At 38.2% G+C, this 13197-nt stretch carries 13 protein-coding genes; 7 read left to right on the forward strand and 6 right to left on the reverse strand.

Features of this window, described 5'->3' with window-relative positions; genetic code table 11:
• The first annotated feature begins 29 nt into the window (after positions 1–29).
• Together HX124_RS15120 and HX124_RS15125 are read left to right on the forward strand one after the other, a co-directional pair.
• A complete protein-coding gene (locus HX124_RS15120; protein WP_107008135.1) occupies positions 30–905 on the forward strand; it encodes a metal-dependent hydrolase in 876 nt (291 codons plus the stop codon).
• Positions 906–957: 52 nt separating this feature from the next.
• Positions 958–1833 carry a metal-dependent hydrolase gene (locus HX124_RS15125; RefSeq protein ID WP_286383838.1) on the forward strand — a complete coding sequence of 292 codons (876 nt, stop codon included), beginning with the start codon at positions 958–960 and terminating at the stop codon, positions 1831–1833.
• Positions 1834–1894: 61 nt separating this feature from the next.
• Here HX124_RS15125 and HX124_RS15130 read toward each other — a convergent pair whose 3' ends face one another.
• Positions 1895–2890 (reverse strand): DUF2804 domain-containing protein, encoded by a 996-nt coding sequence (locus HX124_RS15130; RefSeq protein WP_286383837.1) that lies wholly within the window; start codon positions 2888–2890, stop codon positions 1895–1897.
• A 223-nt stretch (positions 2891–3113) separates the two neighbouring features.
• The gene (locus HX124_RS15135; RefSeq protein ID WP_286383836.1) at positions 3114–4232 is read right to left on the reverse strand and encodes a CaiB/BaiF CoA transferase family protein; all 1119 of its coding nucleotides are present in this window, start codon (positions 4230–4232) and stop codon (positions 3114–3116) included.
• Positions 4233–4443: 211 nt separating this feature from the next.
• On the opposite strand from HX124_RS15135, the gene HX124_RS15140 reads away from it, so the two are divergent.
• Positions 4444–5454 carry an AraC family transcriptional regulator gene (locus tag HX124_RS15140; protein ID WP_004724010.1) on the forward strand — a complete coding sequence of 337 codons (1011 nt, stop codon included), beginning with the start codon at positions 4444–4446 and terminating at the stop codon, positions 5452–5454.
• A gap of 48 nt (positions 5455–5502) precedes the next feature.
• Here HX124_RS15140 and HX124_RS15145 read toward each other — a convergent pair whose 3' ends face one another.
• The gene (locus HX124_RS15145) at positions 5503–5775 is read right to left on the reverse strand and encodes a hypothetical protein (protein ID WP_286383835.1); all 273 of its coding nucleotides are present in this window, start codon (positions 5773–5775) and stop codon (positions 5503–5505) included.
• Between the two features lie 210 nt (positions 5776–5985).
• On the opposite strand from HX124_RS15145, the gene HX124_RS15150 reads away from it, so the two are divergent.
• The 3 genes from HX124_RS15150 (at position 5986) to HX124_RS15160 (ending at position 9810) form a co-directional block, all read left to right on the forward strand.
• Positions 5986–7191, forward strand: coding sequence for an acetyl-CoA C-acetyltransferase (locus tag HX124_RS15150; RefSeq protein WP_286383834.1), 1206 nt, complete (start codon positions 5986–5988; stop codon positions 7189–7191).
• Between the two features lie 11 nt (positions 7192–7202).
• The gene (locus HX124_RS15155; RefSeq protein WP_286383832.1) at positions 7203–9335 is read left to right on the forward strand and encodes a 3-hydroxyacyl-CoA dehydrogenase NAD-binding domain-containing protein; all 2133 of its coding nucleotides are present in this window, start codon (positions 7203–7205) and stop codon (positions 9333–9335) included.
• 172 nt (positions 9336–9507) lie between these two features.
• On the forward strand, positions 9508–9810 hold the full coding sequence (locus HX124_RS15160) for a hypothetical protein (protein WP_286378274.1): 303 nt from the start codon (positions 9508–9510) through the stop codon (positions 9808–9810).
• A 39-nt stretch (positions 9811–9849) separates the two neighbouring features.
• On the opposite strand, the gene HX124_RS15165 is transcribed toward HX124_RS15160, so the two are convergent.
• The 3 genes from HX124_RS15165 to HX124_RS15175 form a co-directional block, all read right to left on the reverse strand.
• Positions 9850–10533: an HAD family hydrolase gene (locus tag HX124_RS15165; protein WP_286383831.1), complete on the reverse strand. Its 684-nt coding sequence runs from the start codon at positions 10531–10533 to the stop codon at positions 9850–9852.
• A 75-nt stretch (positions 10534–10608) separates the two neighbouring features.
• On the reverse strand, positions 10609–11031 hold the full coding sequence (locus tag HX124_RS15170; RefSeq protein ID WP_286383830.1) for a GNAT family N-acetyltransferase: 423 nt from the start codon (positions 11029–11031) through the stop codon (positions 10609–10611).
• Between the two features lie 156 nt (positions 11032–11187).
• Positions 11188–12402 carry a class I SAM-dependent methyltransferase gene (locus HX124_RS15175; RefSeq protein ID WP_286383828.1) on the reverse strand — a complete coding sequence of 405 codons (1215 nt, stop codon included), beginning with the start codon at positions 12400–12402 and terminating at the stop codon, positions 11188–11190.
• Between the two features lie 100 nt (positions 12403–12502).
• Between HX124_RS15175 and trhA the strand changes: the two genes are divergently transcribed.
• The gene (gene trhA, locus HX124_RS15180) at positions 12503–13144 is read left to right on the forward strand and encodes a PAQR family membrane homeostasis protein TrhA (protein ID WP_286383827.1); all 642 of its coding nucleotides are present in this window, start codon (positions 12503–12505) and stop codon (positions 13142–13144) included.
• The last annotated feature ends 53 nt before the right edge of the window (positions 13145–13197 follow it).

Below are 13197 nucleotides of genomic sequence, written 5' to 3' on the forward strand. Positions count from 1 at the left end.
AAGCATCGAAGTAATGCAAGTAAAACAACATGAATGCATTGGTGAAATATCAAGCCGAACCTGTCGTTCGCACTCAACTCAATTTTAAGCTAGATGAGATCCCACGTTTTTGGTTTGGTGGAGATCCATTTAAAACCCGTATGTTCGATGCTTTGAGTCTGACTTTTCCAGATGGTGAACGTTACTTTATTGAATGTGTACGTTTATTTCGCAATCAAATCAGTGATCCTGAATTACAACAACGTGTTGCTGACTTTATTCGTCAAGAAGCCCAACACGGCATTGCACATGACAAAATGAATGAGGAGATGAAAAAGCAAGGCATGCCTGTTGACCAATTTATCCAATTTCTAAATCGTTTATTTAAATCTGAACTGAAAAATCGCTCTCCCCAGTACAATATTGCCATGACGGCTGCGGCTGAGCATTTGACCGCACTGATGGCAGAAACATTTTACAGTCGCAAAGAAACACTGGCAGACGCGCATCCCTATGTACGTGCTTTATTTGCATGGCATTCTATTGAAGAAATGGAACATCGCGATGTCGCTTTTGATGTCATGCAACAAGTGGGTGAAGTGCCTGAATCTTTAAGAAAATTTACCTTAGCTTTGACCACAGTTGCTATGTTTGGTTTCACCTTTTATCGTGCCAATGTCATGCTTAGTTATGATGGCTTTAGTCGTCTTGATCGTATCAAACTTGCTGCTCAAGGCTTGCCTTGGTTCTTTGGCAAACACGGCGTAATGACTCGCATGAAAAAGCAATATTTTGACTGGTATAAACAAGGCTTTCATCCAAGCCAACATCCGATCATTGCGCAATATCAGGTCTGGATAGACACCTTAGAACAAACTAATGATCCTATTCTAGCAGGTGAGGCATTTTGGCAAGCAGGTCAATAACCATTTGATCTACTTAACCATTCTATAAATTTAATTTGCGAGAAATAAAACAATGAATGCATATGTAAAACATCAGGTTGACCCTGTCGTCCGAAGCAATCTAGATTTTAAACTCAATGAAGTACCACGCTTCTGGTTTGATAATGATCCATTTCGTACCCGCATGTTTGACGCGCTAAGTCTGACCTTTCCAGTCGGTGAACGTTATTTTATTCAAAGTGTACGTGCCTTACGTGACAAAATCAGTGATCCCGATTTACAGCAACGGGTCAGTGATTTTATCAAACAAGAAGCACAGCACGGACTGGCGCATGACAAAATGAATGAAGAAATGAAGCGTCAAGGCATGCCTGTTGATCAGTTTATTAAATTCCTTGGCGGGCATTTTGACTACATTCTAAAAAACCGCTCTAAACAATATAACATTGCGATGACGGCTGCTGCCGAACACTTAACGGCACTGATGGCTGAAACCTTTTATAGTGAAAAAGCAACTCTGGAAAATGTCCACCCTTATGTCAGAGCATTATTTGCATGGCATGCCATTGAAGAAATGGAACACCGTGACGTTGCCTTTGATGTGATGAAAGAGGTTGGAGAAGTACCTGAGTATCTTCGGAACTTTGCCCTCGCCTTCGTTACCTTACAAATTTTCAGCTTTACGTTTTATCGTACCAATGTCATGCTGAAATATGACGGTTTTGGCTTAAAACAACGCGCCCAAATGGCTGTTAAAGGTTTACCATGGTTTTTTGGTCGTCAAGGTAAACTCTCTGCGATGCGCCATCAATATTTAGACTGGTTTAAAAAAGATTTTCACCCAAGCCAACACCCTGTCATTCGTCAATACCAAACTTGGGTAGATACACTGGCTGCAACGAATGACCCAATTCAAGCTGGTGAGGCATTTTGGCAAGCAGCGCTTTGAGTTTATTTTAGAACAGCATTATTGAGTAAAATTATTGAGCAGAACTATTAAGCAAAATATTTTACCATTTCGCATAATGCTGTTCTAAAAGAGCGTATTCATTTTTTAAAACAATAGTTTCACCTGTTTCAGTTTGGATCGTACCACTCACTTTTGACTGCCACTGACTAAATTGACTACCCACTAAACGTAAATTTAAATTTTCAAAACGGCGCCAACCTGTTTCAACTTGAAGTTTTAATTTGTCATCTAAAGAACGAATCGTCCAGTGTTGTTCTGATTGTTTTTCAAATAATACATCTGCTAATGGAAATAAAATGCCATTTATCCATAAGCAATTTTCATTACCAAAACTCTCATTCACACCTGATGCTAAATTTAACCCAATTCGCTGTCCTTGACTGTCCCAGAAATTACTGGATAACCAAAACCAAGCTGTTTCTGGTCTTAAAAAGCCACATGTATCATCTAAAGAAGCAAAGGTCTTGTCATTAAAATGTATAGTTTCTTGCTTTTTATTAATGAAAAAACCTTCTACGCCAAGTGTGGTGAGCTTCTGTGTATATGACCAACCATTAATTCCAGTCGGACTACACATACTTAAAACATCTGTTGCAGCGCAAAAAATGCGAGCTTTTAATTTTACATCACCATGCTTACTGATATTGATATAGCGCACACCATTGGCGTGTTGTATTTCAATATGAAAAGGTGATTTTTTAAAAGAACTCTGATTATATAAAGGTTGTTCATCGACAATGGTATGATGCCCTAAAACATTATTTGAATTCCACTCCAATACCTCATGAGTGTGATGGTCATAAATATAGATAAAACCATGCCCAGCCCAACCAATATCAACCACAGCAAAACCAATACTATAATGCTCATGTTGAATGCTGCAAAATTTAAATTTCTTATATTTTAGATTCTTACGCCAACCTTTTAAGGTTTTACCATAAGGTGTTTTATAAATATAACGCTCTACCGAAATCGAGGTAGGTAATTGACTAAAGCGACCATAACGAGGTAATCCATTCGTTTGTATTAAATCCATTTCACCCCAATCCTTCATTTTTAAAATTCTTAGACTTTAGTCTACATTTGGATTATTACCCATTTTAAAGGATATACACAATCATTCTCAGAACTTTCTTTTTTTATTTCTCAACAGCTTCAAAATCATTTTATTTTTTGTGAAAATTACTCAAATTTAATCCATTAAAAAAGCCCAAATCATCAGGCTTTTTATGAATAGACAATGTCAGTTGTAACTTAAATCACCACGTTCCTTCACCTAATTCTTGACCAATATAATCATATCTCATCTGTGAGCGAGAAAACTTAATTGGACAAGCAAGTTGGGGTTCTGCTTGTTCTGCATTGGCTTTTAGAGGAACATTGACCACCCAGTTTCGTTCCTGAGCCAATGGCGAACTGAGTGCCTCATCAAGGCTTAGTACAGGTTCAACACAGAAATCAAGTTGAGTAAAAATCTCACTCCATTCTGCCCATGTTTTTGTGAGAATTTTTTCCTGAATAGCCTCTTTCACCGTTTTACGATCTTCTGCATCAAACGATGCACCTTTTTGTAAAATAATCGGTAATTCTAAAGTAGCCGCTAAACCACTCATAAACTGCGGTTCTAAGCTACCAACCGACAGATAACGACCGTCCTGAGTACGATAATAATCGTAGAATGTTCCACCATTTAATTGTTCATTTTCAGCATATTGTTTTTGCCCACCTGCAATACTTGCAGCCGCAGCCATATTGTTCATACTGACCACACAATCGGTCATGGAAATATCAATATATTGTCCTCGTCCACTGCTGTATCGCTCTGTCACGGCTGCCAAGATCCCAATCACTGCATGTAAGGAACCGCCTGCAACATCCGCGATTTGAATTCCCATGGGTGGTGGACCGCTGTCTTGACGTCCACTATGCCCCGCGATTCCTGACAAAGAAACATAGTTAATGTCATGCCCTGCTTTATCTTTATAACGACCTGTTTGACCATATCCTGTGATTGAGCAATAAATCAATTTAGGATTAATTTCTGCCAAAGTTTGATAATCTAAGCCAAGACGTTGCATAACGCCTGGTCTAAACTGTTCAATCACAATATCAAAGTCTGAAATTTTTTGTTTGATCAGTTCTATGTTTTTAGGGTCTTTTAAATCCAAAGCAACAGACTGTTTATTTCGGTTTAAATAACTATGTGAAGTTGCTTGTCCATTGGCATATGGAGGGAATAAGCGTACCAGATCTGGACGGGTTGGAGATTCAATATGGATCACTTCTGCACCCATATCAGCAAGGTACATTGTTGCAAAAGGTCCAGGTAACAAAGTTGAAAAATCGAGTACTTTCAATCCTTTTAAAGCAGTTGTCATAATCGTTTTTACCAAATTTAGGTTGATTTTTATCTCATATTAGAAATATAAAACTAACATAACAATGTCATGTTCAGCCATTTACCTTGATCATTTCGGCAATTTAAGATGTAAAAAGGTGATATACAGTGTTGTAAATCGCCAATTAAATATTTTTTAGCGTCATTTAGGTCAATTTTTAGTGAACATCAAAGAGACTGAAGGATTTAACATGAGTCGTGATACGATTAGTATCCATTTCGTGAATGCAGCCCTAACAGGCGTAAAACGCCTAGGAATGGATGTTGACACCCTACTTTCACACGTGGGCATAGAAGCAGAATTACTCCGTCAACCTAAAGCACGTATTTCACCAGAGCAATATACACGCTTTGTCAAAATGTTATGGATGGTGACACAAGACGAGCATGTTGGCTTTGATATTCAGCCACGACGCTTGGGTTCTTTTGCCATCATGTGCCAATTGATCATTCATGCCAAGACCTTAGGTGATGCTTTAGAACTTTCTTCACAGTTTTATAAGCTATTTGGCGATGAATGGTCTGTTGCGGTTGAACGCGATAAACATGAAGCGCGTTTAGTTCCATTGATACCAAAAACGATGGATCCTGATCATTTTATTACCGAAAGTATGCTCATGATTTGGCATGGTTTGGCATCATGGCTCATTGAACGTCGTATTCCGTTAGAACGTGTACATTTTGGTTATCCGCGTCCAAATCATGCAGATGAATACGATGCGTTATTCTTTGCGCCAGTGATGCAATTTGACATGCCGCGCACTGAAATTACCTTTGCTGCGGATTATTTAGACTTGCCAATTCGCCAAGATGAAGCTTCATTAGAAGAATTTTTAAAAGCTGCACCTGCACAACTTTTGGTCAAATTCAAAAATACCAACTCGCTTACTTCTCGTATTCGTGAAGTGTTAAAGAGCCAAATTGGTGAAGAAATGCCAACCTTAAATGATGTAGCATCGATGTTGTATTTGTCACCGCAAACCTTACGTCGTCGTTTAGCGGCTGAAGGTAAAAGTTATCAAGGTGTGAAGGATGCTTTACGCCGTGATGCTGCCATTCATTTATTGTTAAATCCTGATTTAACTTTGGAAGATGTTGCTCAACAAGTTGGCTTTAGTGAAACTTCAACATTCCACCGTGCATTTAAGAAATGGACAGGTGTCACTCCTGGTTTATACCGTCAGTTGCATGGGTATCATTGACATAATAATATTTTTTCAAATAAAGCCTGATATAAGTCAGGTTTTATTTTATTTAAAATTATTTTGATCTTTTTCACACAATGATGGAGCTGCTTTAAAGCTTACCTTTTCTCCATTCTGAATGGTGGTAATTTCAGCCTGAGTGACTTGAAAATTTTGATCATATTCACAGGCTAAACTGCTCTGCCCCTCATCAGAAGTATGAGTACCGTAAATCATCCAAACATAAAAAAACAATAATAAAAGCACGCCCAATAAACTTATTGAAACAAGATATACCATCCATTTCACAGAGACCTTAAAATTAATTTTTAAACTCATTCAAATCTCATTACATGTAATATTTTGAACAGAACAATTCACTTGTAGGATTAGAATACGATGTCCTACAGGCTTCATTGTATATTTTTTCTTTGAATTCAATTGACCAAAACTATCAATTGACTTTCCCGTTCTCGTCATTGCACTATCAAGCTTATAAAGTACACTCAAAACACATAACAATTTTAGAAGTCATAAAAAGGAATAGCTATGAGCGAGGCTTATATCATTGATGCCATTCGCACACCACGCGGAAAAGGAAAGAAAGATGGTTCACTCTACAGTGTGAAACCCATTACTTTGCTCACAACATTACTCAATGAATTAAAAGATCGTCACAATCTAGATACTTCAAAAGTAGATGATATCGTGCTGGGATGCGTTACCCCAATCGCTGACCAAGGCGGTGATATTGCTAAAACTGCCGCAATTGCAGCAGGTTGGGACAATGATGTTGCAGGTGTGCAGATCAACCGTTTCTGCGCATCAGGTCTTGAAGCGGTCAACATGGCAGCACAAAAAGTCCGTTCAGGTTGGGAAGATGTGGTTGTTGCAGGCGGTGTCGAGTCAATGTCTCGTATTCCAATGGGTTCCGATGGTGGACCTTGGGCGCTTGATCCTGAAACCAACTTAAAATCAAACTTCGTTCCTCAAGGGATTGGTGCAGACCTGATTGCAACTTTGGATGGCTATAGTCGTACAGATGTTGATGAATTTGCGGCAAACTCACAGCGCAAAGCGGCTGCGGCACAAGCGGCAGGTCATTTTGACAAGTCCATCGTAGCGGTAAAAGACAAAGCGGGTGTGGTGATCTTAGATAAAGACGAATTTATCAAACCAACCACGACTGCTGAAGGCTTGGCAAAACTCAATCCAAGCTTTGAAATGATGGGCAGCATGGGCTTTGATGCAGTTGCATTACAGCAATATCCTGAAGCACAAAAAATCAATCATGTACATCATGCAGGAAACTCATCAGGTATTGTCGATGGTGCTGCGGTTGTTCTTCTTGCTTCTGAAAAAGCAGTCAAAGAACAAGGCTTAAAACCTCGTGCCAAAGTTTTGGCTACTGCACTCGTGGGGACAGATCCAACCATTATGTTGACTGGTCCTGCACCTGCTGCACGTAAGGCATTGGCAAAAGCTGGCTTAACAATTGATGATATTGATTTATTTGAAGTCAATGAAGCCTTTGCTTCTGTGGTAATGCGCTTCATCAATGAACTGAATGTTCCTGTAGAAAAAGTCAATGTCAATGGTGGCTCAATTGCCATGGGGCATCCATTGGGTGCAACAGGTGCAATGATCTTGGGTACATTGCTTGATGAGCTTGAGCGTCAAGGCAAAAAACGTGGTTTAGCAACATTGTGTGTAGGTGGTGGCATGGGTATTGCGACCATTATTGAGTTGATATAAGGAGAATAAGAATGAGCGCAATTCAATTTGAAAAAAATGCGGACGGCATTGTTATTCTGACTTTAGACTCTCCAAACCAATCTGCAAACACCATGAATGCTGACTTTCAAAAAGCATTGACGGAAACAGTTGAAAAATTAAAAGCAGAATCGGGTATCACAGGCATCATTTTCCGTTCAGCGAAAAAAACCTTCTTTGCAGGCGGTGATTTGGATGATTTAATTCAGGCACGTCCTGAAGATGCCAAAGAATTCATGGCTGTCGTTGAACTGATGAAAAAAGAACTACGTTACATCGAAACTTTAGGTGTACCTGTGGTTGCAGCACTCAATGGCACAGCGCTTGGTGGTGGTTGGGAAATCGCGCTTGGCTGTCATGCCCGTATCGCATTGAATGATCCGAAGTCTAAGTTTGGTCTGCCTGAAGTGACTTTAGGTTTACTCCCAGGCGGTGGCGGCATCGTGCGTATGGTACGCCTGTTGGGTCTACAAAATGCATTCCCATTCTTAATGGAAGGCAAACAGTTTGGTGTCGATAAAGCCAAATCTTTAGGTCTGATTCACGATACTGCGGACTCACTTGATGAGTTGCTGGAAAAATCCATCGCATGGGTCAAAGCCAATCCAAAATCACAACAACCATTTGATGTAAAAGGTTATAAAATCCCTGGCGGTGACCCTAAAACACCTGCAGTGGCACAGATTCTGGCAATTGCCCCTGCAATGCTGCGTGACAAAACCAAAGGTTGCTACCCTGCACCTGAAGCGATCATGGCGGCAGCGGTTGAAGGTGCTCAGGTCGATGTCGATACAGCGCTCACCATCGAATCACGTTATTTCACTTACCTTGCAACGGGTCAAGTGGCGAAAAACATGATCGGTACGTTTTGGCATGGTCTAAATGCCATCAAAGCAGGTGCAAGCCGCCCGAAAGATGTCGCAAAATGGCAAGCCACCAAAGTCGGTGTATTGGGCGCAGGGATGATGGGTGCAGGTATTGCTTACTCAACGGTGACCAAAGGCATTGCTGTGGTACTCAAAGACGTTTCTGTTGAAAATGCAGAAAAAGGCAAAGCATACAGCCAAAAACTTTTGGACAAAAAAGTTTCACAAGGTCGTATGACCGCTGAGAAACGTGACCAAGTCTTAAGCCTGATCACTGCAACGGCTGATGCAGCCGATCTACAAGGCTGTGATTTAATCATTGAAGCTGTTTTTGAAAATCAAGAACTTAAAGCCAAAGTGACTCAAGAAGCCGAAGCTTTCCTTGCGGATGGTGGTGTATTTGCATCAAATACCTCGACATTGCCAATTACAGGTCTGGCAAAAGCGTCTAAAGATGATAAAAACTTCATTGGTTTACACTTCTTTAGCCCAGTCGACAAAATGCCTTTGGTTGAAATCATCAAAGGACAAAATACCTCTGCTGAAACTTTAGCAAAAGCCTACGATTACGTTCAGCAAATTGGCAAAACGCCGATCGTAGTGAACGATAGCCGTGGTTTCTTCACCAGTCGAGTCTTCGGTACATTTGTGAATGAAGGTCTGCGTTTGCTTGCTGAAGGTGTGCATCCTGCACGTATTGAAATGGCAGCACTCAAAGCAGGTATGCCAGTCGGTCCATTGGCGATTCAGGACGAAGTTGCTTTGACTTTATCTGAACATGTAACCAATGAAACCCGTAAGGCACTCCAAGCGGAAGGCAAAGACTTAGCACACTCTCCTTCTGAAGATGTCTTGAAAACCATGATCCATGAGTTTAACCGTAAAGGTAAAGCGGCAGGCGCGGGTTTCTATGATTATCCAGAAGGTGGTAAAAAACATCTTTGGGATGGTCTAAGCCATTGGAAACAAGACGTTGATATTTCTGAACAAGAAATGATTGATCGTATTTTGTTTGTTCAGTCACTCGATACTTTACGTTGCTACGAAGAAAATGTATTGGAATCTGTGGTGGATGCCAATATCGGTTCAATTTTCGGTATCGGTTTTGCGCCATGGACAGGTGGTGCAATTCAATTCTTAAATCAATACGGTTTAGACAAAGCATTGGCACGTGCCAATGAACTCGAAGCTAAATATGGCGAACGTTTTAAAGCACCACAGTTGCTCAAAGACAAAGTAGCAAGTGGTAAAATTGATTAATCATTTAAGTTCTTAAAAAAGAGGTATTTATACCTCTTTTTTGTTTTTAAAATTAAAGCATTTAGAAACCCATAATAATTTTAAGGTCTTATTTAAAAAACTCGTCGGATAATTTCATATTTTGTGTTATAACATTACATAGATTCTCATTTTTTAAATTTGGAATACTCCCATGTCAAATGCTGTTGAGTCTCAAAAAATCGCAGATGAAAAAAAAGGTTGGAAAGGTCTTTTCATTGCCTTTATTCTAAGTATTTTATTTCTTGGTATTTTTTATTTAGCAATGGAAAATGAACCAGACTATATGCCAAGTAAACAACAGGCTGTGAGTAATCAAACTGCTTTTAAAAATGCACCTGTAATGTCACAAGAAGCACTCGCTGAAGCAGAAAAACAAAGAAACGCTGCATCAGGTGAAATGTCTCATATGCAACATGGCAATGCAGAGGCGCATTCAGAACATAATTCTCATTAAAAAAATATTATGGTTTTATCTTAAAAGACTTCTCTTTCACTAAGATAAAACCTTTTTTGTCCATTTTATCTTTTTCAATATCAGAATAAGATCAGAAAAATGGTGTAAATTTTCATCAGCATAATTAGAATTTATATTGATATCTTCATTAAAAAAGATCGTTTTCATTTTGGCTCTTTTTGCACCTAAAATATCTGCTTGCTCATGATCACCAATAAAAATGCATTGTTCAGGTTTTACACCCAGTCTTTGACTTGCCAAATTAAATATTGCAGTTTCTGGTTTCCGTATGCCTACCGCCTCAGACACAATAATGGTTGAAAAATACTCATTTAATCCTAAAGCCTTAAAGTTATGCTCTTGAAAAGGTGTTCTGCCATTTGAAACCAAAGCAAGTTGATAACCATCCTGATACAGTTGTTGAATACTGTGTTCAACACCCTCAAAAGCCAAACAAAAACGATTAAAATCATGCAAATATAGATCTAATAAAAATGCTACAGAAAACTGTGTGATCTTAAACTCAATGGTTAACTGTTGATAAACCACATCTTTCCATACTGAACCATTGGCATCAAGCTCAATAAAACGTTGTATAAACTGTTGTTTTTGAGCATTTGGTACAAGTTGCAAAAAATTGATTTGCCAGTTTAAAAATCGCTTTAGTGAACCTATTCGGTCTAAAAGAGTTTGATCTAAATCAAAAATAATGGCTTTTATCACCTTTCTACTCCTTTGTTCATGTTTAAAAAACAGGTTACAATTTTTAAATGACACTCAAATTTTAAAACCATCCAATCAATTCATAAAAAACATATCAACATGTGGAATCCCACAATCGAGATACTCCTCACCTTTCACTTCAAAAGCTAAACTTTGATAAAAACCAATCGCATGAACCTGTGCTGATAATTTTAAATAGGGTCTTTTTTGTTGTTGCCCAACATCCATAATATGGCGCATGAGTATTCGCCCTATTCCTTTGCCACGATATTGATTTAATACAGCAACTCGCCCAATACTATGATTTTCAAGTAATCGTGCTGTTGCAATGGCTTGATTTTGATCATATACAATAAAATGTAAAGACTTTCGATCTTCTAGATCCCATTCATCGGCTGCCGCAATATTTTGTTCTTTAATAAAAACCTCTGTACGAACCATTTTCGCTTCAGTTTCTAACAATGCCCAAGAACCACTACGAATGACATAATCTGACATCAAACTTTTTACCTTGTGTTTAATTTTCGATATTTTAAAACAGCTTTAACTTAAATCTATTTTTTATTTACTGTTCAATTTCTTCAATTAATTCTGTTTCAAACGTCTGATTTTAAAAAGATGCTTCATTCAAAGCATCTTTTTTTTTTCATCTCATTAACACTTAGAACCAATACCTTGTTGATCCCATTGATCGTTGAGTAAGAGTTCTAAAGAATGTTTTTGAACGCCATACATGTCTTTTAAAGCTGCAATTTGCGCTAAAACCTGTTCATCAGGTGCAGTAAAATTCTGACGTTTGGTCGCCAAAATCATTTTATTTTTACTGGTATGTTCCAAAGCAACAAATTCAAAAACTTTGGTGTCATAACCATAAGCATTGAGCAATAACGCGTGAATAGTATCTGTCAACATTTCCGCTTGTTGTCCTGCATGAATGCCAAACTGCAACATCGGTGCAAGCACTTTAGGGCTGTTTAATTGTGGGCGCAACTCTTTATGACAACATGGTGCGCACATGATCATTTGTGCATTCAAACGAATTCCTGTATGAATCGCAAAATCTGTTGCAACATCACAAGCATGTAAAGCAATCATGACATCTAGTTTTTCAGGTGCATAAGTACGTACATCACCTTGGAAAAAATCTAAATGCTTAAAAGCTGATTGTGTCGCTACTTTTTGGCAAAACTCGACCATTTTAGGATTGAGCTCAACACCTGTAACATGAGGAATAATCTGATTTTTTTCTAAATAATCATATAGTGCAAACGTTAAATAACCTTTACCAGAACCAAAATCGACCACTTGCAAAGCTTGATCTTGATGATCAATTTTATCTAAAGCACCTGAAAAGATTTCAACAAATTTATTAATCTGCTTCCATTTTCTTGCCATACTTGGAATAAGCTGTGCTTTGCTATCGGTAATGCCTAAAGGCTGTAAAAAGTAGCTGTCCTGATCTACATAACGATGTTTTTGACGATCATGTTGTTGCTCCTGTTGCTTCACTTGAGGTGCAGTTTTACTATAAGTTAATAATGCTTTTTTCTTATTTTTTTTCAGTTGAATTTCTTGTTCGGTGCTAAATAGATTGGCTTGTTTACATTGTGCAAAAAGTTGCTGAATGACAGCAAAACTTTCATCCATGGCGTAGTTTTTGGTCACATCTTGGGTTTTATAACGATATAAACAACTCATCATGAACTGATCTTGTAAAGAAATGATACGAAAAGTCATTTTTTCTAATTGTGCTAATTCACCTTTATATTGACTTAAAATTAGTCTATCAAAATCTTGTGTTTCAATGGCTTGCTGTACAGCATTGATAAATTGTTGTTCCTGCTCGGACATCGAAGCCAACTGTGACATAGTACAAACTCGTATAGATTCAAATTAGCATTTTAAATGTTCTTACTTTAAAGGTAAAACTCCATTATTATACAAATGTATTTTTAAGAAAATTATAACCATGAATTCAGATCTAATTCACGTCTATGCTCCCCAAGAAGAACGTATTAATGCAATTAGTCATGCTATTGGTGCAGTATTTGCAGCGATTGCGATGATTTTTATGTTGGTCAAAGGCAGTTATTTACCTTTTTGGCAATTTTTTGGCTTAGTTGTTTATGGCTTAAGCATGGTTTTATTATTTTCAAGTTCTGCAATTTATCATTTTTCCGTCGATGAAAAAAAACGTCAATGGTATAAAAAATTAGATCATACTGCTATTTATTATCTCATTGCTGGAACTTATACACCTTTCTTGGCAATTGCCATTCCTACAGCAAAAGCACATTACCTGCTTATTGCACTTTGGATCATTGCAGCAATTGGTACACTATTCAAGTTAGTTTTCATCCATCGTTTTCAAAAAATTTCACTGATCGCTTATTTGGTGATGGGATGGCTCGCTGTGCTTGTAATGGATGATATGCAACGCTTTCTGACCAATGGAGCTATTCAATTATTGGTCGCTGGTGGGCTTGCTTATACGATTGGCGCATTGTTTTATGCCTTAAAAAGAGTAAGATATACGCATGCTATTTGGCACATATTTGTGTTGATAGGGGCAGGATTACAATTCTTTGCAATCTATCTTTACGTTATTTAATCCTTAAACATTCACATATCAGCGACCCTGATCGAGTGTATTTGGATTGATCC

The organism is Acinetobacter sp. 226-1, from assembly GCF_030329325.1.
Taxonomy (GTDB): domain Bacteria; phylum Pseudomonadota; class Gammaproteobacteria; order Pseudomonadales; family Moraxellaceae; genus Acinetobacter; species Acinetobacter sichuanensis.